Origin of the sequence: Faecalibacterium sp. I3-3-89 (genome assembly GCF_023347275.1) — a bacterium.
In the GTDB taxonomy this organism is placed as follows: Bacteria; Bacillota; Clostridia; order Oscillospirales; family Ruminococcaceae; genus Faecalibacterium; species Faecalibacterium butyricigenerans.
Window position 1 is genome coordinate 2,067,129 of sequence record NZ_CP094468.1, and the last position, 22,733, is coordinate 2,089,861.

Consider the following 22,733-nt stretch of genomic DNA (forward strand, 5'->3'; position numbering starts at 1 on the left):
CTCCTTATGACGAGCAGCTTTCGCAGGCCTCGACCTCAAGGGCCTTGCTGCGGACATAGTAAATGGTCTTGACGCCGGCCCTCCACGCCTCCAAATACAGTCTAAGCACCTGACGCATGGAATAGTCGTTGGTGATATAGAGATTCATGCTCTGCGCCTGGTCAATATGTCTCTGGCGAAGGCCCGCGGCGCGTACCGACCAGCTTTGGTCGATCAGATGCGCCGCCTTATAGCACCACCATGTATCCATGGAAAGCTCCGGAGCAACGCGGGGCAGCATGCTGCCCTTTTTTTCCTCTAAAAAGAATTTCTTCATAATTGGATCTATGCCCGCCGACGTGCCGGAGAGGATAGATGTGCTGGAGGTCGGTGCGACCGCCAGCAGATAGGCGTTGCGCATTCCCTGCACCGCCACCGTTTTCGCAAGCGCCCGCCACTTTTCGGAGGTATAACCCCGCTTTTCAAAATACGCGCCAGTCTGCCAGTCGCTGCCCTCAAAGAGCGCGTAACGACCCCTTTCCCGTGCCAGTGCTGTGTCCGCCTTGACGGCGGCGTAGTTGATGAGCTCGAACACTGCGTCGGTGAAGGCAAGGTGCTCATCGCTCTCCCAGCGGATGCCGCGCTTTGCCAGCATGTGGTGGTAGCCGCTGACGCCCAGGCCGATGCTGCGGTACTTCTGATTGGTAAGCCGCGCGTATTCCAACGGGTAGAAGTTGAGGTCGATCACATTATCCAGTGCGCGGATGGCCGTTTCCACCGTGCGTTCCATATAGGCCTCGTCCTCCACCGGCAGATTACCGAGAGACAGACTCGCCAGGTTGCAGACCACAAACTCACCTGGGCGTGTGGCCGTCACCACAATTGTGTCGCCGTTCTCCGTGTGCACCTCAGTGCTGATGTGCTCGATGGGTGCCATGTTCTGCGCGATCTCCGTACAGAGATTGGAGCAATAGATCATTCCCGTGTGGCCGTTTGGGTTCATATGATTTACACTGTCGCGATTGAAAGCGAAGGGTGTGCCGGTCTCCACTGCCGAGCGAAGCACCAGCCGCACGATGTCCTTGACGGTGACGCTGCGCTTTTCGATGCGCGGGTCATTGACGCAGTCCAGATACCGCTTCTCCCATTCTGTACCCCAGTAATCCTCCAGTGCGTAGCCCTTGACCGTGAGGATCTCATGCGGACACATGAGATGCCACGGCGCGTCTATGTTCTCCTCCGCCAGTCGCCAGAAGAGATCCGGATAGCACACGGCGGGAAACACATCATGTGCCTTCATGCGGTCGTCGCCGTTGTTGGTGCGCAGTTGAAGGAATTCCGGCAGATCCCGGTGCCATGCGTCTAAGTAAACCGCCACAGCGCCCTGCCGCATCCCCAACTGATCCACCGCCACGGCGGTGTCGTTGACCAGCCGAATCCAGCGGATAACACCGCCCGCCGCCCCTTGAAAGCCGCGGATGGTGCTGCCTGCAGCGCGCACCTTACCGAAGTACATCCCCATTCCACCGCCGAATTTAGAGACCTTTGCGAAGTTGTCCAGCGAGCGGTAGATGCCGTCCAGACTGTCCGGCACAGTGTCCACAAAGCAGCTTGAAAGCTGATGGTAGGGCTTTCGTGCGTTGGACATGGTAGGTGTCGCCATCGTGACCTCCATACGGCTGAGCATATCGTAAAAGCGTTTTACCCACCCCATGCGGTCAGAGCCTTCGTTCATAGCAAGATGCAGTGCGATACCCAAAAACATCTCCTGCGGTGTTTCCAGCGGCACGCGGCTGCGTGACTGGATCACATAGCGTTTGAGCAGCAGGTCAAGGCCGGAGTAGGTGAACAGCTCGTCCCGTTCCGGGCAGAGAAAGTCCTCCGCCATGGCAATCTCCTCGTGGGTATAGTGGGCAAGGATATAGTCACCGTAGAGTCCCTTATCCGTCAGATAGCGAAGCCTGCCATAGAGGTCGCCGACGCCGCGCCCCTCCCATTCCTGTGCGTTGCGACAGCGAAAGGAGTGGTTCAGAAGCCGCGCCGCGATGAACTCCCACTTGGGTGCCTCTGCCGTAGTCAGCTCTACCGCCGCCTTGGTCAGTGCCTCAGCCCGCTCATCCTCCGTCATGCCCAGACGACAGAAACTCTCAAACTTCATTTGAAGCGCCGCGAGGGAGTAGACTTCCTCGGTAAAATCCATCTGGATGCGGCGCAGCACCTCGTCAAGCGAGTCATCCCCCACCATCCGCGCGATGGTATGCCGGACACGGCGCAGCGCAGACCGCTTTTCGCGGTAGAGGATGTACGCCTTGGCCACCTCATAGTGTCCGCGCTCCATGAGCGTTCGCTCCACCTCGTCCTGCACACGTTCTACGGTGAGCGGCACTGTGACGGAGAGATTGTTGAGAACAGTGGCGAGGATCTCATCCATCTCTCTGCTCCCGATCTCCCTGCCCTGTCCGTCAAACGCCTTTTTCATGGCGTTGAAAATTTTCTCCTGTTGAAAGGGAACAGACTCCCCGTTTCGTTTTCTGATCTCCATTTCGATCCTCTCATCTTCTCCGGTCACTTCTCATGTCCTTTTGGGCAAAGAGCGGGCAAGCGCAGTATCACGCTTGCCCGCTCTGTTTTTGAAAGCCGGTTTTTCTGCAGCCGACGCGGTGGGGCTGTTTGTTGTCTGTTGTCTTGGTTTTGGCTTTCCTGCCAGTTACTTCATAGATTCCAGAATGGCGTCCGCCAGTGCTTCCAGCTCAGTGCGCTTGTCCGTGCCCATGGACGAGGCGAGGCTGAGCCGCTCGTTGAGCACCGTCATGTTCTTAAGCTCATTGTTGACGAATTTCTGCATGAGGTCACCGGACTTCACCGCCCATGAGCCGTTTTCAATGATGGCAAAGGTGCGGTTTTGCAGATTCAGTGCCTTCATATCCATGAGGAAGTCATGCATGGCGGGGTAGATGCCGAGGTTGTAGGTCACAGAGGCCAGGACAATGTGACTGTACTTAAACGCCTCGGAGATCAGCTGGGAGACATGAGTGGAGGACACATCGTACATCGCCACCTTGCTCATGCCCTTATCGCAGAGCGACGTCGCCAGCGCCTGCGCCGCGTTCTCCGTGTTGCCATACATAGAGGCGTAGACGATGAGCACGCCCTGGGTTTCAGGGGCATAGCGGCTCCATGTGTCGTATTTTTCGATGAACCAGCCCAGATCCTTGCGCCACACGGGGCCGTGGAGCGGGCAGATGTACTTGATCTGATCCAAAACGCCGCCGGCCTTTTTCAGCAGGAGCTGGATGTGGGGGCCGTACTTGCCCACGATGTTGGTGAGGTAACGGCGGGCGTCGTCCAGCCAGTCCCGCTCGAAGTCCACCTCGTCGGCGAACAACTTGCCGTCCAGCGCGCCGAAGGTGCCGAAGGCGTCGGCGGAAAAGAGGACGCCGTCGGTGACGTCGAGGGTCACCATGGCCTCCGGCCAGTGAACCATAGGCGCGCCCACAAAGGTGACGGTGTGCTTGCCGAAGGAGAAGGTGTCGCCCTCCTTCACCTCGATGCACTCATGTCCGTCCACATGGAAGCCGAACTGCCGCATGAGCATGAATGCCTTCTCGTTGGAGATCAATTTCACCTTGGGATGGCGCAGCAGGATCTCCTCGATGCAGGCGGCGTGATCCGGCTCCAGATGGTTGACCAGCAGGTAGTCCAGCTCGCGGCCATCCAGCACATACGCCAGATTTTCCAAAAGCTGGCGGCAGGCAGACCAGTCCACCGTGTCAAAGAGCACCGTCTTTTCATCCAGCAGGCAGTAGGCGTTGTAGCTTACGCCCCGGGGAATGGGAAAGCAGTTTTCAAACAGGGCCAGGCGATGGTCGTTGGCGCCCACCCAGTAGAGGTCGTTCGTTACTTTACGTACGCAATACATCTTATCTTGCCTCCTTCACGGCCTCAAGCCTTTACAAATTGATCCTTCGTCTCCGCGCACTCGGGACACACCCACTCGGCGGGAAGCTGCTCAAAGAGCGTACCGGGCGCGATCTCGCCGTCCTCGTCGCCCAACTCCGGCACATACTCGTAGCCGCAGCCGCTGCAGACGTAGCGGTCGCCGATGGGGGCGGGCTTCGGCGGCGTGGGCCGCTTCATCTTTACCATGGGCGGCGCGGGCAGCTTTTCGCCGCTATCCAGCGCGGCAGTGAGCAGGGGCAGGATCTCCTCCACGTCGCCCACGATGCCGTAGTCGCAGTTCTTGAAGATAGGCGCGTTACCGTTCTTATTGATGGCCACGATGGTGGAGGCGTCCTTGATGCCCTTAAGGTGCTGGGATGCGCCGGAGATGCCGCAGGCGATGTACAGATTGCCGGTGAACTTCTGACCGGACATACCCACATAGCGGTTCAGCGGCAGATATTTGAGAGTCTCCGCCACAGGGCGGGAAGAACCGATGGCCGCGCCGGCGGCCTTGGCCAGCGACTCTACCAGTTTCATGTTCTTTTTCTCCCCGATGCCCTTGCCCGCGGAGACCACCCGCTCCGCCTGCGGGATGGGCGTATCCATAGGGATGCCCACGGAGAAGTCGTGACCATCCTTCTTCAGCGCCGCCACAAGGTCGGCCACCTGCTGGGCAGCATCCCCCTCCCGGAAGATAGTCTTTTTGCGAATGCCGGTGATGGGCGCGGGTTTCTTGGCCGCCGAACGGCTCTCGCCGCCGGAGCTCTTGCCCAGCCTGCCCAACAGATGAGAGGCGATGACCACCCGCTGGATCTCGTTAGTGCCCTCGTAGAGGGTGGTGATCTTGGCGTCGCGGTAGGCCCGTTCCACCTCCATGCCCTTGAGGTAGCCGCTGCCGCCGTGGATCTGCAAGGCATCGTTGGTGACCTCCAGCGCGATGTCCGAGGCGTACATCTTCGCCATGGCGGACTCCATGCCGTAAGGCGCGTGCTGCTCCTTCAGCTCCGCCGCGGAGTAGATGAGGAACCGGGCGCAGCGCAGCTTGGTTGCCATATCTGCCAGCTTGAAGGCGATGCTCTGCTGGGCCGCGATAGGCTTGCCGAACTGGACGCGCTCCTTGGAATAGCTCAACGCGTGCTCAAACGCGCCCTGGGCGATGCCCAGCGCCTGCGCGGCGATGCCGATGCGTCCGCCGTCCAGCGTGGACATGGCAATCTTGAAGCCCTCGCCCTCCTTGCCCAATAGGTTTTCCTTGGGAACCTTCACGTTGTTGAAGATCAGCTCCGCCGTGGAGGAGGAGCGAATACCCATCTTGTCATAGTGGTCGCCGAACTCAAAGCCCTTCCAGCCCTTCTCCACGATGAAAGCAGAGATGCCCCGGGTGCCGATGTCCGGCGTGGTGACGGCGAAAACCACATAGGTGTCCGCCTTAGGGGCGTTGGTAATGAAGATCTTGCCGCCGTTGAGGAGGTAGTAGTCCCCCTTATCCAGCGCCGTGGTCTCCGTGCCGCCGGCGTCGGATCCGGCGTTGGTCTCCGTAAGGCCGAAGGCGCCGATCTTCTCGCCCTTGGCCAGCGGAACCAGATATTTCTTCTTCTGCTCCTCGGTGCCATAGGCGAAAATGGGCCATGAGCCGAGGGAGACATGGGCGGAGAGGATTACGCCCGTGCCGCCGTCCACACGGGCCAGCTCCTCCACCGCGATGGCGTAGCTCAGGGCATCAAGACCGGCACCGCCGTACTCCTTGGGGTAGGGAATGCCCATCCAGCCCAGCTTACCCAGCTTCTTGACAGCCTCCTCGGGAAACTCATTGTTCTGATCCATTAAAAATGCGAGGGGCTTGATCTCCTCCTCCGCAAAACTCCGGATCTTCGCGCGCAGCTCTTCGTGCGCCGACGTGGTTTGAAACAGCATACGGGTACCTCCTTTTAAAATTTTACAGCTTGCTTGTATCTTGGGGATCGGATCCGCCGGTCAGCAGCCTGCGCAGGCTCACGGCACGGAACGCCTCGTCCTGCTTTTGCTGCAAGGCCGCCAGCTGACAGTGGATGGCGCACCGCCCATGCTTGTCCTGCCAGCGGCATTCATATCCCGGCTCCATGCAGGCGCACAGGATGCCCCGCTCCCCCACGACCCCCATGAGATCGTAGAGGGAGGTCGCGTCCAGATCGCAGGACAGCGCGCAGCCGCCGAGAGCGCCGCGGCTCACCCGCACCAAATTGCCGGCGGAGAGCTTGCGCAGAATCTGGTAGGCAAACTGATTGGGGATCAATTCCGTTTCCGACATCTCGGCCACCGAATGCTTCTCCCCGTCCAGCAGCACCCGCAAAATGCGCAGCGCGTAGTCCGTCTCTTTGGTGATGATCATGCTCTACATCCTCTTTTCGCTTGCTTGTTAATACTATCATATCAATCTTGATAAATTTTGTCAAGATTATTTCAAAAAAAATATTGCTTTCATACAGACCGCCCCAGCCCGGGTCAGCTTCGCTTTCCATTCAGCGAAAAGCCATGTTCCTTACAATTATAGAAGCCGAAAAAGCTGTGCCGTGGCAGTCCGCCGAAAGCAGAAAAGACTATGCCTGAAAACCAGAAAGCGGAGAAATTGGTTGGGGCTCGCAGGGGTCGCCCATCCAAGGCGGATGAGGCGATCCCTGGCAAGTCCAAGGCAAGCACCAAAGTGCGTGCTTTTCATTTTATATCCGACGCACTATGTTAAGATGTGCAGTAGATGTTCCATTTTTCTGTCCCATTCTCTGCTGGAATCGGCGCACTCTTTCAATTCAGTTTCGACTTCAGCATTTATCGGCAAGTTTTTCTTGTAGCGGATGGTATGCTCAAGGCTTGCCCAGAAGTCCATAGCGATTGTACGGAGTTGTATCTCCACTGGCACATGGATCTCTTTTTCCGCAAAGAATACCGGCAGCCGGATCGTCAGGTGCAGACTGCGATAGCCATTTGGCTTAGGGTGTGAAATATAATCTTTCTCCGTGATGATTTCAATGTCAGACTGATCTTTTAAGCACTTTGCCAAAAAGAACACATCCTCCTCGAAAGAGCAGATCACCCGCACACCGGCAATATCCATGATATTTGCCTGCATGGTCGGAAAATCCAGAGAAAGTCCGCGCTTCTGCATCTTATTCATAATGCTGGACGGCGACTTCAAGCGACTTTTCATACTTTCTATCGGATTGCGATAATGCTGCAATGAAAACTCTTCGTTTAGAATTTCCAACCTGCTTTCCAGTGCTTTCAGCGCACATCGGTATTGCAGCATGACTTCCTGATACCTGCGATTTTCGCTTAAAAGGCGCTGGCACTGCAGATCATCTAAGCCTTTATCTGCCGCAACCGTCAAGCCAAATAAATTTTCACTCATAGTTTCTCCATTCCGCAGGGATAGGCGCTCCGCGCTGTCTGCTGCTCTTGTGTTACGACCTGATAAAAACTGTATCCGCCGGAGAGATGGGAACAGCTGAAACCATACTGCGTCAAAAGCCGACAGGCCAGATAACTGCGAAGCCCAGTCTGGCAATTCACATAGATAGGCTTGTCCCGCTCTAACTCGTCCAAGTGCTCCCGCAGATCGTCCAGTGGAATATTGCGGAATCCATTCAAGTGCCCACGCCGATATTCGCCTTCCGTGCGGACGTCCAGCAACGTCGCACTGCCATCGCAGGGCAAGTCCTCAATATCATTCCAATGGAACTGCTGCACTTTCCCGCTCTCCAAATCCTCGATCATAAAACCGGCCATATTGACCGGATCTTTGGCAGAGGAATAGGGCGGCGCATAGGAAAGGTCAAGTTCCGTCAGTTCCAAAGCTGTCATTTTTGCGCGAATGGCCGTAGCCAGTACATCAATACGCTTGTCCACACCGTCGCCGCCAACGATCTGCGCACCGAGCAACCGCAGGCTTTCTTTTTCATACAGTACCTTCATTGCCATTGACCGTGCGCCGGGATAATAGGCAGCGTGGGATGCTGGGAAAAGTACGACTTTGTCGTAAGCGATTCCTGCTGCCTGCGCTGCCTTTTCATTGATACCCGTGGAGGCCGCTGTCAAGCCAAACAGTTTCAGAACAGACGAACCCTGAGAGCCGGTAAAGTGGCTGTTGCCGCCGCAGATATTGTCAGCGGCAATGCGTCCCTGCTTGTTGGCGGGTCCCGCCAGCGAAATCAACGCTTTCTGCCCGGTTACAAAATGGGTGACCTCTACGGCATCGCCCACAGCATAGATGTCCGGCACGGAGGTTTCCATCCGTTCGGTGACAGCGATGCTTCCACGAATACCAAGCTCAAGACCGACATCTTTTGCTAAATGCGTGTCCGGGGTAACACCGATGGCCAGCAACACCATATCCGAATGCAGCGGCTCACTACTCTCCAACAGAGTCAGCACGGAATCTCCGTCCTGTCGGAATCCGGTGACGGTTTCCCCCAACCGCAGAGTCACGCCGTGTCTGCGCATTTCCGCATGGACAAAGCTCGCCATGTCCGCATCCAGTGGTGCTAATAGCTGATTGGGTCGCTGAACGATGGTGACAGAAACGCCCATTTCTGTAAGGTTTTCCGCCATTTCCAGACCGATAAAGCCGCCGCCAGCCAAAACAGCGTTTTTCGGCTTCTGATCCTCTACAAAGTGCCTAATGCGGAGGGTATCCTCCACGGTGCGCAGCGTGAAAACACGCTCACTGCTGACGCCGGAAAGCGCAGGAACCGTCGGCTTTGCGCCGGGGGCAAGAAGCAGTTTGTCATAGGTTTCCGTATAGATCTTCCCGCTGTCCAGTGTGCGGACCGTGACGGTTTTCTCTGCGGGATTGATCGCAGTTACTTCCTGCCGTACCCGCACATCAATGCGAAAGCGGTCCCAGAAGCTCTCCGGAGTTTGCAGTGTCAGTTCTTCTTGCTCCTTGATCACACCGCCCACATAATACGGCAGACCGCAGTTGGCATAGGACACATAGCCGCTACGCTCGATCATGATGATCTGCGCGTGTTCATCCAAACGGCGGATGCGGGCAGCAGCAGAAGCACCGCCCGCCACGCCGCCTACAATTACGACCTTCATTTCACGCCCTCCACCATTGCGGCGATCTCCGACTTAGGCCGATAGCCGACCGATTTGGCAACGGCCTTTCCATCCTTGAATACGACCAGCATCGGGATACTGGATACTTGAAAACGCATTGCCAGCTCCATCTGCTCGTCCACGTTGACCTTGCCCACCTTGAGCGTACCGCTTTTTTCTTCGGCAAGCTCATGCAGTACGGAAGAGAGCATTTTGCACGGTCCGCACCAGTCCGCATAGAAATCCAGCAGGACGGGCTTGTCGGAATGCAGTACCTCATTTTCAAAATTCGCAGCGGTAATTTTCAGTTCAGCCATGAGAAAGGCTCCGTTCTGTTATCTTTGTTTATTCTTTGTTTTTCAGCATGCAAATGCCCTGCGTCATGGTTCCCATCGGGCAAAACGCACACCATGTGCGGGGCATGTAGAGCACCATAACGATCAGACCCAGCAGCAGAGAGGTCAGCATGAGGCTATAAAAGCCAAAGCTGAACTGCGCCACCCAGTCAGTGACCGTACCGGCTGTATAAGTCCAGCTCCACGGCACACGGAATGTCCAGAACAGCTTAATGGCCTCCCGCAGGGACGTAGCACCAGCAGCGACCAGATAGGTCTGGAACACCATGTTGCCGAACATCGTCAGGAAAAAGAGCAAAAAGGCATAACGGAACCACTTGGAGGACATCCAGCGGGGCGTGGGCTTGCAGCGGGAGCATTTAAGGTCTGTCCCCAGCTTGCTGAACAGTTGACCCCGTCCGCAGAGGTGGTTGCAAAAGAATTTGTTCCCGCCAAAGATGGCTAAAAGCAGCGGCAGAAGAAAATCGATCATACCCAGCCACGCGAACAGGATATTGAAAAAGCCCAGTGCAAAATAGATGATGGCATATACCCACAGGTAATCGTACCAATGCTTTGCTTTCATGCGTCAGCCCTCACTTTCACCTCAATGCAGCCGACGGGACAGAGCTTTGCGCACTTGCCGCAGCCTACGCAGCGTTCCGCCTCCACGGCGGCGTAGCAGCCACGGCGCACCTTGACGGCCCCCAGTGGACAGGTATTTTCACATACACCACAGGCGACACACCGCGTCTTATCTATGGCAGCCAGTTTCTTTGACAGCATAGCTTTCCTCCCTTAATCCTACAAGGATTTGTAATAGAGCATACAGTGGCAGACCCCCTCGAAGCCCGGATCTGCAATGGGATTCTTGAACTCCTGGCACATACATTTGGTTGCCTCTGTGCGCTCCCTGCGGCAGGGGCAGTACCCGCCGGTGCGCTTGAGTCCTTTTCTGATGGTGCTGACAATCTCCTGATCGGGATTGAGCTTGATTTTCATGTTCGTCAGCTCTTTCTTGATTGTGGCTTTATCATACCGCAGGACAAAGTCTTTTTCTGTGACGAGGTTACATTGATAAAAAAATCCGGTGCTTTTTGAGCACCGGATTTTAAGAATGTGAATTACGCTTTCCACAGACTGTGGAGGTTGCAGTAGGCGTAGACCGCCTCGACCTCATCGCCCTCGCAGAGAGCGAAGCAGACCTCCGGCTTTTCGCCGGGATGCAGTTCCTTACGCTGATTGCCCTGCTTGGTCTGGAGAGATACCCATTCGATGTAGTGCTCCGGCAGCATGGGGTGCTCTACGGAGCCGACCTTGACATGGACGATGCCGTTTTCCACCGTCCAGACAGGAACATGCTTCTCCACGGCGGCGTCGGTGGTGCCGGGAACGATCTCGCTCATCGGCTCGCCGCAGCAGACGACAGGGACGCCTACGTCCTTAACTTTGGCAATGATGTTACCGCAATGCTTGCAAATGTAAAACTTCTGCTCCATGATAATTCTCCTTTTCTTTCTTTAATAGTTTTCTGCGTGAATTTCAAAATAGCTCTGGGGATGGTTGCAGGTGGGGCAAACCTCCGGGGCCTTCTCGCCCACGACGATGTGACCGCAGTTGCGGCACTCCCACACCTTGACCTCGCTCTTGGCAAAGACCTCCGCCATCTCCACATTGTGCAGCAGGGCACGGTAGCGCTCCTCGTGGTGCTTTTCAATGGCGGCGACCAGGCGGAAACGCTGGGCCAGCGCATGGAAACCTTCCTCATCGGCTGTTTTGGCAAAGCCGTCGTACATATCCGTCCACTCGTAGTTCTCACCCTCAGCGGCGGAGAGAAGGTTTTCTGCGGTGTCGCCAATGCCGTTCAGTTCTTTGAACCACAGCTTGGCGTGTTCCTTCTCATTATCAGCGGTTTTGAGGAACAGTGCCGCGATCTGCTCAAAGCCTTCCTTCTTGGCCTTGGATGCAAAATAGGTGTACTTATTGCGTGCCTCGGACTCACCGGCAAAGGCAGCCATCAGGTTTTTTTCGGTTTGAGTTCCTGCGTATTTCGTTTCTTTCATGGTGGATACTCCGTCCTGTTTTTCTGCTTTTATTGTAGCAAATCTATGATTTTATTCCGTGACGAAGTCACATTCCTTTTTATTTTAGACGATTTAGTCTGTTCTTATCCCGCAGCGTGATTGCACCACGCTTCAGCTCCACCAGTCCGTCCTCCGAGAAGCTTTTGAGCATCCGTGCCACTGCCTCCCGTGCCGAGCTGATGTGCTGGGCAATCTGCTCATGGGTCATACGTATCGTGTCGGAGCCGGTACGTTCCGCTTCGGCAAAGAGAAATTCTGCCAGCCGCTGATCCAGCCCCTTGAACATGATCTGCTGCATCGCCCACATCACATCAGAAAACCGTTTCGTTGCCAGTTCATAGAGAAAACAGCGGACATGGAGATTTTTCTCCTTGAGTGCAGCAATGACATTTGCAGGGATAATCAGAACGTCCGTATCCATTCCGGCAGTCATTTGCGTATCAAAGGTGATCTGACTGATCACGCAGGAGGCGGAAAGCACGCATAGTTCGCCCGGATACAGGCGGAACAGCGTTACCTCCCGCCCCTCATCAGAGAGAAGATAGGTGCGAATCTCGCCGGAAAGAATAAACAGCATTCCGAGACATTCATTGTCGCTGCTGTGAACGAACGCACCCTTTTTATAATGACGGACAAAGGCACTTCGGCGTAGTGTGTCCATTTCGCGTTCGGTCAAGGATGACCAGAACGGAAGTTGTGTCAGTGTGCGTTCCATATCAATGGCAGCTATGCTTGCCGCAGCCGTGGTCACCGCAGGAGTGACCAGCCTCGCCGTGCTCATGATCATGGTGGTCACAGTGAACATTGGAATCGTAGCCCAGATTTCCGTTGAGCAATGCGCTCACCGCAGCATCAGCGTCCCCGCTGACACCGCCGTAGAGCTTGATGCCCGCTTCGGCCAGAGCTGCCTGCGCACCGCCGCCGATGCCTCCGCAAATCAAAGTGTCCACGCCGTTCTGCATCAGGAAGCCTGCCAGTGCGCCGTGACCGCTGCCGTTGGTGTCAACGACTTTCGCATGAGTGATTTTGCCGTCCACAGCTTCATAAAGCTTGAACTGCTCGGTGTGACCGAAATGCTGAAAGATTTGACCGTTTTCATAGGTAACTGCAATTTTCATAATGGAATCTCCTTTGCAAGTTTTGCCTAATTTTTCCATGTTGGTTCTCTGCATCCGGCAGCAACGTCCGCAGTGAGCTGCCTCCTGTCCTCCGCAAATGCGGTAGTTTCCCCCGGTGATGTGCAGCGGTTTCCCGTGGACAAGACACGCTGCAATCTTGCGCCGTGCGCCTTCGTAAATCTCCTGCACGGTAGAGCGTGAAATGTCCATCTGCGCGGCACACTGCTCGTGGGTTCGCTGCTCCAAGTCAACCAGCCGAATGACCTCGTATTCGTCCAGCGTCAGCAGGATCGGCTCGGTATTCTCGCACCCGTTGGGACAGAATGTATCGACCTGTGATACGCCACAAATTTGACGGCACCGTGGCGGTCTTGGCATGGGAGCTTTCTTCCCTTTGTATTCGGTATATTCCGATTGTAGCACTTTGAGCAGAAAAAAGCAATTTTTTCAAAAGCTGCTACATTTTCCGTCCTCATATGTGTGCCGGCTGATATTCGGAGTCGAATGCTACATGTGAGCCTTGTTCGTAATGCCCACCGATCATGACCGTAGCGGCAGTCACAGCATCCACATGAAAGCGTTCCCGGTAATGCTTGCATTTTCGTAAAAAAACGTTATAATTGAATCAGTTAAATCAAAGGAGGCATCAAATCATGAAATCACATAAATACTGGGCCTTAGGCGCACTTTTCTGTATGTTGGGATGCATTTATTCTGGAATCAAAAAATCTATGACTGCGCATAAATACTTTGCCTATTCTTCATTGATTTGTATGGGCATGTCCATTTATTCCGGTCACAAACTGGTTTCTCCAAAGAAGAAAAAAATCACTAAATCAAATAATAGTGAGAATAGTTAAACAAAAAAATTCCTTTCTTTATCTTTATTCTCCTTGCCCTGCGGGACCAGTATGATTTTGAATACGGAACCGATAAAGAGGTTGACGGTGTGCTGTCATCAACGACAAGTGCAAGGCTCTGGCGCAAAAGGTCAAAGAGATTATCGACACCAAATCTTCGTTTGCTGACTGGCTGAACAATCAGAACGTCCGCGATCAGTTGAGGCTGGAGATCAAGATCTGCCTTGTAAAAAACAGCTATCCTCCACAGTACAGCCCCGAAGTTTTCAAAAAGGTCATGGAGCAGGTCGAGAACTTTGAGGAGAACAATTAAATCATCCATAAAGAAAAAAATACAGCTATATTCAGGCTTCACACTGAAATATAGCTGTATTTTTTGCATCGCTAATAATTGTTGTGTCTTCTCTTGAAAACAGCGTAAAGATTTATTATAATAAGATAAATAGTTGTTGCTTTTGCAAAGGAGGGCTGAAGTATGGCAGCGCAGCGCACCTATCTGGCAATCGACCTGAAAAGCTTCTATGCCTCGGTGGAGTGCGTAGACCGTCATCTGGATCCCCTGACCACCAATCTGGTGGTGGCGGACGCCTCCCGCACCGAAAAGACCATCTGCCTTGCGGTGTCGCCCTCCCTGAAAGCTTACAAGATACCCGGCAGAGCACGGCTGTTTGAAGCCGTTCAGCGGGTGAAAGAGGTCAACGCTCAGCGGCTGCAAACTGCCATCCGGCAGCACAAGGCAGTCCGGGAAGAGGATGGAAAATACCACTTTGCCAGCACCTCTTTTGATGCCAATGCCCTGAATGCAGACCCTGCACTGGGGCTGAGCTACATCGTTGCGCCGCCCCGGATGCAGCGGTATCTGGACGTTTCTACCCAAATCTACAAGACCTACCTCAAATATGTGTCCCCGGCGGATATCTACCCCTACTCCATCGACGAGGTTTTCATTGATGTGACGGGCTATCTGCCTTATTATCACATGAGCGCCCATGAACTTGCCATGACCATGGTGCGGAAGGTGCTGTACAACACCGGCATCACCGCAACGGCAGGCATCGGCACTAACCTCTACCTTGCAAAGCTGGCCATGGACATTGTGGCAAAGCACATCCCGGCAGACAAAGATGGTGTCCGCATTGCGGAACTGGATGAGCAGTCCTATCGGTATCTGCTGTGGAACCACAGACCCCTGACGGATTTCTGGATGACCGGTCCCGGAACCGTCAAGCGGCTGGAAGCTCATGGCATCTACACCATGGGGGACTTGGCACGGTTCTCCATCCATGGAGAGGATCGTCTGTATGAGATTTTCGGCGTGGATGCAGAAATCCTCATCGACCACGCATGGGGCTACGAACCCTGCGGCATGGAGCAGATCAAAAGCTACAAGCCCAGCACCAACAGCATCAGCGAGGGGCAGGTACTATCCACTCCTTACCCGTATGATAAAGCAAAACTCATTGTCCGGGAGATGGCGGAGATTCTGATGTTCCGGCTCACGGAAAAGAAGCTGGTGGCGGAATCCATCACCTTGGAGGTGGGCTACGACCGGGAGAACGTGGACAAGGGCGGCTATCGTGGTCTGACCCAGACCGACCGCTACGGCAGAATCATCCCCAAGGCGGCACACGGCACCGTCCGGTTTGATGCCCCTACCAATCTGGGCAGTACCCTCATCAACGAAAGCGCAAAGCTGTTTGAGCGCATCACCGACCCGGCGCTGACGGTGCGGCGCATTACTATCAACGCCAACAAGGTCACGCCGGACGAGGGCATCTATCAGGTGGACTTTTTCACCGACACCAAGAAGCTGGAAAAGGAGAAAAAACTCCAGCAAGCCATGCTTGGCATCAAGAACAAGTACGGCAAAAATGCCGTACTGAAAGCCAGCAGCTACGAGGAAGGTGCCACCATGCGCCAACGCAATGCGCAGATCGGTGGTCACAGCGCAGGAGGTTCGGATGGAAAACTACAAAAGTAGCAAGATCGGACAAGAGACCGCCCAAAAGTACGGGGACATCATAGAGATGGAACGCCCCCAGACCGAAGAATCCCTTCGCAAGCACCCCCGCATGACTTTACAGAACCGGGCAAAGATTTTCTCTCCCTTTGCAGCCTTGCGTGGTTATGATGAGCAGCTTGCCGCAGAAAAGCAGCGCACCGAGCGTGTGCCCAAGCGCATTCTGACTGAGGAAGAAATGTCGGCTCTGTCCGATCGGCTGATGCAGGTCACCAAGGGCATGACCATCACGGTGCGCTACTTCAAGGAAGACACCGCCCACCCGGAGGTTCCAGCAGTGGGTAACTACATCACACTGACCGGAAAAGCAGACCGCATCGACCCGATGTTCCGCACCTTGCAAGTGGGCGACACCGTGGTGCCCTTTGAAGATCTGGTTGAGATCAGTGGGGAAAGCATCATGGAGATTGACCAATATCTAGGCATTACAGAGGATTAAGCACAAAAAAGGCCACCAGTCGAAAAAACGGCTGGTGGTCTTGCTTACTTATGATGTATCGTCGGCAGCTGCTTGATTTTATTTCCGACTTTTTTGCGTTCCAGTGAGAACACCATATCTGGAGTACGTTTCAAAAATCCTATATCACGCCGCCAGCTTGTCCCACACTTGCAATGGAACAGCCCTGTGAACTGCTGTTTCATCTTGCGCCCGCAGTTTGGGCAGATATGTTTACTTGCCCCTCATATTGCATTACTGGAGCTTTGCAAGGATTTCTTCAGCCGTCATACCGCTGGCAAGCAGCTTCTTCAGCACATCTTCTGCTTCGCCTTTCTTTGCTTCTTCTGCTGCCTTTGCTTCGACGGCAGCTTTTTTGTTTTCGGCTTTGGTAAGTTCCTTGGTGGCGGCTTTCAATTCTGCTTTCTTGGCTTTCAGCTGCGTCTTCAGATCATCGAGATTTGCAGTCAGCGCAGCAACCTCAGATTCGATTTTTTCCTTTTCAGCGGTCTTTTCTGCAACGACGGCTGCATAATCAACGCTGGCCTTTACAATACGAGCCTTATTCTTGCTTCCCTTGGGTCTTGCCATAATAATTTCCTCCCATACAGTGAAATAATTTGATACTTACAAGTATATTTCCAAATAGTCAGAATTGCAATAGGTATAGGACGAAATTTTAGCGAAGTGCTCGTCAAAATCAGTGGTATTCAAATTTTCTTCCTGATTCACTTCACTCTGCATGTACGGTCACCTCACTTTCCTTTTTTTAGGCATAAACCAATAAAATATAACACAAAATGCTAAAGCAAACACAACACCAAAAACATTTTGACTCACTCTAAGACTAACCGCTCCTTGTAGTCCATATGTCTCTGCAGCAATGGCTAAAGCACCAAATGTGTTAAATACTGCCTGCCAGCCATATTGTGCTGAAAATCCTACACCGATTCCACCAAGAATTCCTATATATGCATAGATTGACGAAGGAAGCAGAAAATATAATACTGTAAAACATATAACACCTGCAATATTTCCGACAATCCTTTTACGGACTCTGTAGTGCATATCTTCCATAGACGGCAAAATCACGGACATGGCCGCAATACCAGCCCACATTGCACGTGGCATATTACAAAGTTCTGCAATGCAAAGGACAATCGGTACGCATAAAATCTGACATATCTGCCATTTTGTTCTGGAAGAAGTGATATCAAATTCTTGTATCAGATCTTTCAGATTTCTTTTATAAGTTCTGTTTTTATGATTTCGATAAAATACGAAGCAGGTAAGTGCTGCACCTAAAGCCATTCCGACTAATCGCATCTGATAGCTTTTTCCCGTAACATCATAACCATATAGCAGCAGATACCCAAGAACCAATGTAGATTGATTAAACATGGATGGATTATGGCATCCGAACAGAATCAACACAGCCAGTGCCGCAATATTTAACAGCATTCCCAATACCGGTGAAAACTGATTTGCTAAATGCGGACATACAGTCATAATTACAAAGAACAAAGCCAAAAGCATCGTAGATTGTCCGGTGTGGATCCCCAGATCCGCATTCCTAAACACCATGAGACATAATAAGACTACTACACCTACAATGCTGTTCTCATTTCCAAATAGGATGCTGAAAATACTAACAAAGAAAAAACAAAATGCCATTGTAGCAGCTATCTTCACCAGATATACCCACATATGATATAGTTTTTCTTTTAGTGTTTCACTCTTTTTCAACAGGTTTTTAGAACCTGCCTGATTTAACTGCAACTCCTGATAAAATGTCATATAAATCCTCCCATCTTCTAATTTATCTTAAAACTAGATAATCTCATCTTTCTGCTTTGGCAGCTCTATAACAAATCTGCATCCACCATATTCACGGTTTTCTGCTTTGATTGTTCCTCCGGCACTATCTACAATCCGTTTTACAAGTGCAAGACCTAGGCCATTTCCTTCTGCTTTATGAGATCCATCTACCTGATAGAACTTGTCAAATATTCTGGATTTTACATCATCCTCTATTCCTGGTCCTTCATCTTCCAGAATGAACTTAACAGAATCCTGTTCTTGTTTCAGAAACATCGTAATTGTCCCCTTTGAAGGGCTGAACTTAATCGCATTATCTAAAAGATTTATCCAGATATGCATAAAAAGTCCTTCATTCGCAGTATATTTAACTTCCTCCAATTCTACCTGAAAACCAATTTCTTTTTCTGTCCATTTTGTTTCCAATGAAAGAACTGCCTGGCGGATCTGTTCATCCAGACGATATTCTGTTTTTTTCATTGGTATATTCTGATTCTCTAACTTGGATAACAGCAAAATATTACCAACCAATCCGGAAAGTCTTTGGGTGTTAAATAAGATTTTTTCTACATATTCCTCTTGATCCGGAGACAGTTCTTCTCCCTGAAGCAGCATTGTATATCCTTCAATGGCATTAATCGGGGTCTTAAACTCATGAGAAACATCAGATACAAAATCCATCTGCAGCACCTCTGTTGCACGAAGTTCTTTTGTCATAACGTTAAAACTTTGATAAGATTCTCCAACTTCTGCTATACGGCTGTTCGTTTCCAAATGCTGTTCAAAATCTCCCCGAGAAACTTCCTTCATTGCTTTACTAAGTCTTGTAATTGGTTCCAGTAACTTTGCATTAATAAAGGAAGTGATCAGCCCTGCAATCAATGTATTGAAAATCAAAAGCCAGCCAAGCACAGGTATGCTGCCCGGCAGATTAAAAAAATGATTCAAAAAAGCAAATAATAAAGCAGATATGACTGTTGAAAATACAAGTGCCAGCCAGATTGCACCAGTCAGACAGGATCGGATCCGCAATCCTTTTTCTTTCTTTTGTTCCATTATTTTTTCACCACCTTGTATCCAATTCCACGCATTGTTACGATTTCAAAATCAGGGTTATCTTTAAAACGCTCTCTGATTCTTCCTATATGTACCTCTATCGTATGTGGGTCTGCCTCCGTCTCGTATCCCCATACTTCATCCATCAACTGTTGTTTTGTAAATATTCTGCCTGGCGAAGCTGCAAGCTTATATAAAAGCAGGAATTCTTTTTTAGGCAAAACAAGACTTTCCTTATCAGTTGTAACCGTCATTGCATCATAATCAAACTCTGTTGAACCGATCACAATTTTGTGTTCATTCAGTATCTGTGCACGGCGAAGCAGTGCTCCGACTCTTAAAACCATTTCATTCACATTTACCGGTTTTACCATATAATCGTCACTTCCCGAAAGAAATCCCTGGCGCATATCATCAAAGGAACCTTTCGCAGTGATCATAAGCACTGGTATCTGATATCCTGCTGAGCGAAGTTCTGACACCAGTTCATAGCCATCCATAACCGGCATCATAATATCAGAAATGATCAGATCAATATATTCCTTAACCAATACTTCTAATGCCTCTGCTCCATCCGATGCACTTTTGACTTGATATCCATTCTTCTCAAGCACTTTTTGGAATAGCTGGCTTAATTCTTTATCATCTTCTACAATCAATATTTGAAACACGTTTTCCTTCCTCCTTATTAAAACAGATACCTTGCCCATCCAAGCAGATGCTGTACCAAAAATATTTTTCTCTGACGTTTCTTTGTTAATTCGATTGGCTCTACATGATATGGATCACGATAGGTTCCATCTTCCAATACCTGGCGGGACACTCTTTCATATTCCATCATGCCCTCTTCCAACTGTTTATTAATATCTTTACTGCGAATTACAAGCATCAGTTCCGTATCCAGATATGCACTTCTCATGTCCATATTAAAGGAACCGATTACAGACAGATCATCGTCAATCAGAATACTTTTTCCGTGGTATGAATAACCGCCTTCATATTCCCAGATATTAATTCCTGTACTTAAGATTCTATTTCTGTTTTTCGCATAATCGGCAGCCCCAAATGGATTCCCATTATTCGCAACTGAATTTGTCATGATAGAAAAATCTGAAACGTTCTCTGCAATCTCCTCCCATGTGTTATACATCATATCATTACAGATAATATATGGCGTGTGGATCTTCACACGATTTTTTGCATTTTTCATCAATTCTCCCAACTGATACCACACTACTGGTTCTTTGGAACCTGTGTGAATAGGATTTGACACTAATGCAATCTTTTCTGTCTCAAAAGTTTCGTCCGTGTAATCGGTATCGCAGATTCTTTCCTTATTCTCTTCAAAATATTTCTGATAGCCGTTCTGCAGCTCTAAAACTGCGTTCTTTACAGATTTTCTATTTGCCAGTTTTTTATTGTCATGAAAATAATCACTGTCTTCTTGTTTCCATATCGTTTCAAAATACTCTAACAACTGGTTAACTGAATTTTCTTTCTCAGGTTCATCGCAAACCACTAACACGTCTCTGTCATAGTTCTTATGTCCCGGAAAATCACCCAGGAAATAATTGTATGTATTTCTTCCCCCAAGAATATATCTCTTTCCATCTGCAATCAAATATTTATCATGCATTCTACCCATCATTTTCCACGGTTTCAACGGATTGGCCTTATTATACAGTTTAATTTCAACATTCTCATGGGAAGATAATCCATAGAAATACGGATTTCCTTCCATATCAATCCAGCTCTCCATTCCATCTACTAACAGACGAATATGTACACCTCTGTCTGCCGCATCATGCAGTGCTCCTAAGATCAATTTTCCACTTTCATCGGATTGAAATGCAAAAGTAGAAAGAATAATTTCCTTTTTTGCATTCTTGATCAAACGCACTCTTTGTAAAAGCGCTTCTGGATTCTTTTCTATGATTACTGCCCGTTCTGTATTTTCACTGCATTCGTTCCATGACCCATTTTTTGTTTCTTTTTTGGTTGTATTGGACACTTCCGGCTGCTTTTTATATGCAACGCAGATTCCGAGCAATTCATAAAAAGCCACACATAAAAAAATTGCCAGTATAACAAGAAGGATTTTACATATTTTATGCTTTTTCATTGTACATCACCGGATTCATTTTTATTTCTTATTCTTATTCATTAGCAATACAATACAATAGAAAACTCAATTTAACCTCAACAAGGTTTGTTTTTTCATCCATGCAAAATCTTCTTTGTACAACAGACTGTTAGATATAGCAAAAACGGCCTTTCAAAAACAGTTAACTTCTAAATCAACTGTTTTTTGAAAGGTCGTTTCATCAGATTCTTATAGCAATCCAGCAAATAATCTCATAAATAATTGTCCCAGTCGCAAATATGCACTTCGTCCGGTTTGATATTGGTCTGTCACATCACGACATTCTCCCATCGTTCTTATCAGATCATTTTTTATTTCCACAACTGCCTGACAATCTGCCATAAAACAGCCGTTTTCAAAATGGTGATATAAACTTCGATAATCCAAATTAATTGTTCCACAAGTTGCCATACAGTCATCTGCCACACTCATTTTTGCATGACAGAAACCAGGAGTCCACTCATAAACACGAACACCATGTTTAACTAATCCATGATAAAAAGAACGAGTTACATTATAAATGAATTTTTTATCAGGGATACCAGGTGTGATAATTCTTACGTCTACCCCTCGCTTAGCAGCCAGACATAACGCATGCGTCATTTCATCTGTTATGATTAGATATGGAGTCATAAACCAACAATATTTTTCAGCTTTATTTATCATACTGATATAAACTTCTTCTCCGACCTGCTCATTATCCATAGGACTGTCTGCATAAGGCTGAACAAAACCTGTTTGCTGTGCTTTATAATCGTAATGAATAATGTATTTACTAAAATCAGTATCATTCGTAGCTTTTTCACTAACAGCATTCCACATTTCTAAAAATGTCACTGTAAGCGACTGAACAGCATCTCCTTCTAAACGAATACCTGTATCTTTCCACTGTCCATACGGGTGTGTGTAATTAAAATATTCGTTTGCTAGATTATATCCACCTGTAAATCCGACTTTTCCATCAATAACTGTTATTTTTCTATGATCACGATTGTTCAAAAACAGATTTAAACCTGGCATAAACGGATTGAATACACGGCAATGAATTCCTATTGTCTCCATTTTTTTCACAAAATCTGTGTTAATAAAGCCTATAGAACCCATATCATCGTAGAATACTCTAACTTCCACACCTGCTTTTACTCGCTCTTCCAGAACATCTTGAATCTTATGCCATGCTTCAGCGTCTTCTATCGCATGATATTCCATAAAGATAAACTTTTGTGCTTTCTCCAAATCCTTAAGCTGTGCCTCTAATCCTTTCACTGCTTCATCAAAATACACAATATCCGTATTCTGATAGATTGGATACTGCGAATTTCTTTGTATGTAACTTGCTATATTTCCTGCTTTCGGAATTGTTTCTTTTATTCTGCTCAAACACTCCTGACTGTCCGGAAGCATTGGTAACAATTTGCTATCAATTTCTGCATACCGCTCACGCATTTTATGTGTGCCACCATTCAAACCAATCAACAAATACAGGCCTACACCCATAATTGGGAAAATTAGAATTAAGATGACCCAAGGCATTTTCATAGAGGATGTCTTATTTGATGCGTACAATCCCAAAACCAAGATCCCACTCAAAATCCTTGTAAATAAATTTATGACTTCTGCATATTCATTCAAGCGTGTTACGATAGTAATAATAAAAATCACTTCCAGAAGAATGCAGATTATGGAAAAACACAGCCGTTTTACCCCATTTTTTGTTTTTGCTTTGCCCTCTAAAGTATCTTGTTTCATATATATTCCGCCTTCCTACTTGCTCAGTTTTCTCCCTAAATTTCGTGGAACATACCAATTTTGTCTTTTATTCTCTGCATTTCATTACACCGGACTGGATAAGTTTGGTGCGGATGTCCT

The 22,733-nt window shown here is 49.7% G+C and carries 23 protein-coding genes and 1 pseudogene; 4 read left to right on the top strand and 20 right to left on the bottom strand.

Annotated elements, in window-relative coordinates; genetic code table 11:
• Nucleotides 1-4: 4 nt before the first annotated feature.
• From MTP38_RS09955 to MTP38_RS10020, 14 genes are all read right to left on the bottom strand, one after another.
• The gene (locus MTP38_RS09955) at nucleotides 5-2,521 is read right to left on the bottom strand and encodes a ribonucleoside-diphosphate reductase subunit alpha (RefSeq protein WP_249233485.1); all 2,517 of its coding nucleotides are present in this window, start codon (nucleotides 2,519-2,521) and stop codon (nucleotides 5-7) included.
• A gap of 165 nt (nucleotides 2,522-2,686) precedes the next feature.
• On the bottom strand, nucleotides 2,687-3,898 hold the full coding sequence (locus tag MTP38_RS09960; protein ID WP_005946385.1) for an FprA family A-type flavoprotein: 1,212 nt from the start codon (nucleotides 3,896-3,898) through the stop codon (nucleotides 2,687-2,689).
• A gap of 23 nt (nucleotides 3,899-3,921) precedes the next feature.
• A complete protein-coding gene (locus MTP38_RS09965) occupies nucleotides 3,922-5,835 on the bottom strand; it encodes an acyl-CoA dehydrogenase family protein (RefSeq protein WP_005946387.1) in 1,914 nt (637 codons plus the stop codon).
• Nucleotides 5,836-5,857: 22 nt separating this feature from the next.
• A complete protein-coding gene (locus tag MTP38_RS09970) occupies nucleotides 5,858-6,289 on the bottom strand; it encodes an RrF2 family transcriptional regulator (protein ID WP_015553424.1) in 432 nt (143 codons plus the stop codon).
• Nucleotides 6,290-6,631: 342 nt separating this feature from the next.
• Nucleotides 6,632-7,303, bottom strand: a complete 672-nt coding sequence (locus MTP38_RS09975; protein ID WP_249233486.1) for a GTP pyrophosphokinase — start codon at nucleotides 7,301-7,303, stop codon at nucleotides 6,632-6,634.
• Complete coding sequence (locus MTP38_RS09980) at nucleotides 7,300-8,994, bottom strand: FAD-dependent oxidoreductase (protein WP_249233487.1); 1,695 nt, start codon at nucleotides 8,992-8,994, stop codon at nucleotides 7,300-7,302. The genes MTP38_RS09975 and MTP38_RS09980 overlap by 4 nt, the downstream gene beginning before the upstream one ends.
• Nucleotides 8,991-9,311 (bottom strand): thioredoxin, encoded by a 321-nt coding sequence (gene trxA / locus MTP38_RS09985; RefSeq protein WP_249233488.1) that lies wholly within the window; start codon nucleotides 9,309-9,311, stop codon nucleotides 8,991-8,993. The genes MTP38_RS09980 and trxA overlap by 4 nt, the downstream gene beginning before the upstream one ends.
• Before the next feature lie 28 nt (nucleotides 9,312-9,339).
• Nucleotides 9,340-9,915, bottom strand: coding sequence for a 4Fe-4S binding protein (locus MTP38_RS09990; protein ID WP_249233489.1), 576 nt, complete (start codon nucleotides 9,913-9,915; stop codon nucleotides 9,340-9,342).
• Nucleotides 9,912-10,115, bottom strand: coding sequence for a 4Fe-4S binding protein (locus tag MTP38_RS09995; protein ID WP_005946404.1), 204 nt, complete (start codon nucleotides 10,113-10,115; stop codon nucleotides 9,912-9,914). The genes MTP38_RS09990 and MTP38_RS09995 overlap by 4 nt, the downstream gene beginning before the upstream one ends.
• A gap of 18 nt (nucleotides 10,116-10,133) precedes the next feature.
• Nucleotides 10,134-10,466 (bottom strand): ferredoxin-thioredoxin reductase catalytic domain-containing protein, encoded by a 333-nt coding sequence (locus MTP38_RS10000; protein ID WP_330221116.1) that lies wholly within the window; start codon nucleotides 10,464-10,466, stop codon nucleotides 10,134-10,136.
• On the bottom strand, nucleotides 10,454-10,828 hold the full coding sequence (locus tag MTP38_RS10005) for a desulfoferrodoxin family protein (protein ID WP_005921786.1): 375 nt from the start codon (nucleotides 10,826-10,828) through the stop codon (nucleotides 10,454-10,456). Before MTP38_RS10005 ends, MTP38_RS10000 begins: the two co-directional genes overlap by 13 nt.
• A 21-nt stretch (nucleotides 10,829-10,849) precedes the next feature.
• On the bottom strand, nucleotides 10,850-11,392 hold the full coding sequence (gene rbr, locus MTP38_RS10010; RefSeq protein ID WP_158394941.1) for a rubrerythrin: 543 nt from the start codon (nucleotides 11,390-11,392) through the stop codon (nucleotides 10,850-10,852).
• 79 nt (nucleotides 11,393-11,471) lie between these two features.
• Complete coding sequence (locus MTP38_RS10015; protein WP_097771467.1) at nucleotides 11,472-12,128, bottom strand: Crp/Fnr family transcriptional regulator; 657 nt, start codon at nucleotides 12,126-12,128, stop codon at nucleotides 11,472-11,474.
• A 1-nt stretch (nucleotide 12,129) separates the two neighbouring features.
• Nucleotides 12,130-12,909 (bottom strand): DUF134 domain-containing protein, encoded by a 780-nt coding sequence (locus MTP38_RS10020; RefSeq protein ID WP_249233490.1) that lies wholly within the window; start codon nucleotides 12,907-12,909, stop codon nucleotides 12,130-12,132.
• A 275-nt stretch (nucleotides 12,910-13,184) separates the two neighbouring features.
• On the opposite strand from MTP38_RS10020, the gene MTP38_RS10025 reads away from it, so the two are divergent.
• The 4 genes from MTP38_RS10025 to MTP38_RS10040 all read left to right on the top strand — a co-directional run bounded on the left by MTP38_RS10025 (nucleotide 13,185) and on the right by MTP38_RS10040 (nucleotide 15,850).
• Complete coding sequence (locus MTP38_RS10025; RefSeq protein ID WP_097839462.1) at nucleotides 13,185-13,391, top strand: DUF6219 family protein; 207 nt, start codon at nucleotides 13,185-13,187, stop codon at nucleotides 13,389-13,391.
• A 142-nt stretch (nucleotides 13,392-13,533) separates the two neighbouring features.
• Nucleotides 13,534-13,704 carry a type I restriction enzyme endonuclease domain-containing protein gene (locus MTP38_RS10030; RefSeq protein ID WP_249234686.1) on the top strand — a complete coding sequence of 57 codons (171 nt, stop codon included), beginning with the start codon at nucleotides 13,534-13,536 and terminating at the stop codon, nucleotides 13,702-13,704.
• 162 nt (nucleotides 13,705-13,866) lie between these two features.
• Nucleotides 13,867-15,372, top strand: a complete 1,506-nt coding sequence (locus MTP38_RS10035) for a Y-family DNA polymerase (RefSeq protein ID WP_249233491.1) — start codon at nucleotides 13,867-13,869, stop codon at nucleotides 15,370-15,372.
• The gene (locus MTP38_RS10040) at nucleotides 15,353-15,850 is read left to right on the top strand and encodes a hypothetical protein (protein ID WP_249233492.1); all 498 of its coding nucleotides are present in this window, start codon (nucleotides 15,353-15,355) and stop codon (nucleotides 15,848-15,850) included. The genes MTP38_RS10035 and MTP38_RS10040 overlap by 20 nt, the downstream gene beginning before the upstream one ends.
• A 252-nt stretch (nucleotides 15,851-16,102) precedes the next feature.
• On the opposite strand, the gene MTP38_RS10045 is transcribed toward MTP38_RS10040, so the two are convergent.
• The 6 genes and pseudogenes from MTP38_RS10045 to cls all read right to left on the bottom strand — a co-directional run bounded on the left by MTP38_RS10045 (nucleotide 16,103) and on the right by cls (nucleotide 22,613).
• Nucleotides 16,103-16,438, bottom strand: coding sequence for a hypothetical protein (locus MTP38_RS10045; RefSeq protein ID WP_217211257.1), 336 nt, complete (start codon nucleotides 16,436-16,438; stop codon nucleotides 16,103-16,105).
• 142 nt (nucleotides 16,439-16,580) lie between these two features.
• Nucleotides 16,581-17,644 (bottom strand): annotated as a pseudogene (locus MTP38_RS10050) (FUSC family protein).
• Nucleotides 17,645-17,677: 33 nt separating this feature from the next.
• Nucleotides 17,678-18,721 (bottom strand): HAMP domain-containing sensor histidine kinase, encoded by a 1,044-nt coding sequence (locus MTP38_RS10055; protein WP_005929825.1) that lies wholly within the window; start codon nucleotides 18,719-18,721, stop codon nucleotides 17,678-17,680.
• Nucleotides 18,721-19,431 carry a response regulator transcription factor gene (locus tag MTP38_RS10060; protein WP_005929827.1) on the bottom strand — a complete coding sequence of 237 codons (711 nt, stop codon included), beginning with the start codon at nucleotides 19,429-19,431 and terminating at the stop codon, nucleotides 18,721-18,723. The genes MTP38_RS10055 and MTP38_RS10060 overlap by 1 nt, the downstream gene beginning before the upstream one ends.
• A complete protein-coding gene (locus MTP38_RS10065) occupies nucleotides 19,410-20,843 on the bottom strand; it encodes a phospholipase D family protein (protein ID WP_249233493.1) in 1,434 nt (477 codons plus the stop codon). The genes MTP38_RS10060 and MTP38_RS10065 overlap by 22 nt, the downstream gene beginning before the upstream one ends.
• Before the next feature lie 210 nt (nucleotides 20,844-21,053).
• A complete protein-coding gene (gene cls / locus MTP38_RS10070; RefSeq protein WP_005921174.1) occupies nucleotides 21,054-22,613 on the bottom strand; it encodes a cardiolipin synthase in 1,560 nt (519 codons plus the stop codon).
• Between the last annotated feature and the right edge of the window lie 120 nt (nucleotides 22,614-22,733).

Bases quoted from the DNA above. Each gene is read 5' to 3' on its own strand.
- MTP38_RS09965 (WP_005946387.1), bottom strand. From the start codon at position 5,835: ATGCTGTTTCAAACCACGTCGGCGCACGAAGAGCTGCGCGCGAAGATC.
- MTP38_RS10045 (WP_217211257.1), bottom strand. From the start codon at position 16,438: ATGGCAAGACCCAAGGGAAGCAAGAATAAGGCTCGTATTGTAAAGGCC.
- MTP38_RS09975 (WP_249233486.1), bottom strand. From the start codon at position 7,303: ATGAGTGAAAATTTATTTGGCTTGACGGTTGCGGCAGATAAAGGCTTA.
- MTP38_RS10015 (WP_097771467.1), bottom strand. From the start codon at position 12,128: ATGGAACGCACACTGACACAACTTCCGTTCTGGTCATCCTTGACCGAA.
- MTP38_RS09990 (WP_249233489.1), bottom strand. From the start codon at position 9,915: ATGAAAGCAAAGCATTGGTACGATTACCTGTGGGTATATGCCATCATC.
- trxA (WP_249233488.1), bottom strand. From the start codon at position 9,311: ATGGCTGAACTGAAAATTACCGCTGCGAATTTTGAAAATGAGGTACTG.
- MTP38_RS09960 (WP_005946385.1), bottom strand. From the start codon at position 3,898: ATGTATTGCGTACGTAAAGTAACGAACGACCTCTACTGGGTGGGCGCC.
- cls (WP_005921174.1), bottom strand. From the start codon at position 22,613: ATGAAACAAGATACTTTAGAGGGCAAAGCAAAAACAAAAAATGGGGTA.
- MTP38_RS09970 (WP_015553424.1), bottom strand. From the start codon at position 6,289: ATGATCATCACCAAAGAGACGGACTACGCGCTGCGCATTTTGCGGGTG.
- MTP38_RS10035 (WP_249233491.1), top strand. From the start codon at position 13,867: ATGGCAGCGCAGCGCACCTATCTGGCAATCGACCTGAAAAGCTTCTAT.
- MTP38_RS09955 (WP_249233485.1), bottom strand. From the start codon at position 2,521: ATGGAGATCAGAAAACGAAACGGGGAGTCTGTTCCCTTTCAACAGGAG.
- MTP38_RS10055 (WP_005929825.1), bottom strand. From the start codon at position 18,721: ATGGAACAAAAGAAAGAAAAAGGATTGCGGATCCGATCCTGTCTGACT.
- MTP38_RS09980 (WP_249233487.1), bottom strand. From the start codon at position 8,994: ATGAAGGTCGTAATTGTAGGCGGCGTGGCGGGCGGTGCTTCTGCTGCT.
- MTP38_RS10020 (WP_249233490.1), bottom strand. From the start codon at position 12,909: ATGCCAAGACCGCCACGGTGCCGTCAAATTTGTGGCGTATCACAGGTC.
- MTP38_RS10005 (WP_005921786.1), bottom strand. From the start codon at position 10,828: ATGGAGCAGAAGTTTTACATTTGCAAGCATTGCGGTAACATCATTGCC.
- MTP38_RS10025 (WP_097839462.1), top strand. From the start codon at position 13,185: ATGAAATCACATAAATACTGGGCCTTAGGCGCACTTTTCTGTATGTTG.
- MTP38_RS10065 (WP_249233493.1), bottom strand. From the start codon at position 20,843: ATGAAAAAGCATAAAATATGTAAAATCCTTCTTGTTATACTGGCAATT.
- MTP38_RS10060 (WP_005929827.1), bottom strand. From the start codon at position 19,431: ATGGGCAAGGTATCTGTTTTAATAAGGAGGAAGGAAAACGTGTTTCAA.
- MTP38_RS10040 (WP_249233492.1), top strand. From the start codon at position 15,353: ATGGAAAACTACAAAAGTAGCAAGATCGGACAAGAGACCGCCCAAAAG.
- MTP38_RS09995 (WP_005946404.1), bottom strand. From the start codon at position 10,115: ATGCTGTCAAAGAAACTGGCTGCCATAGATAAGACGCGGTGTGTCGCC.
- rbr (WP_158394941.1), bottom strand. From the start codon at position 11,392: ATGAAAGAAACGAAATACGCAGGAACTCAAACCGAAAAAAACCTGATG.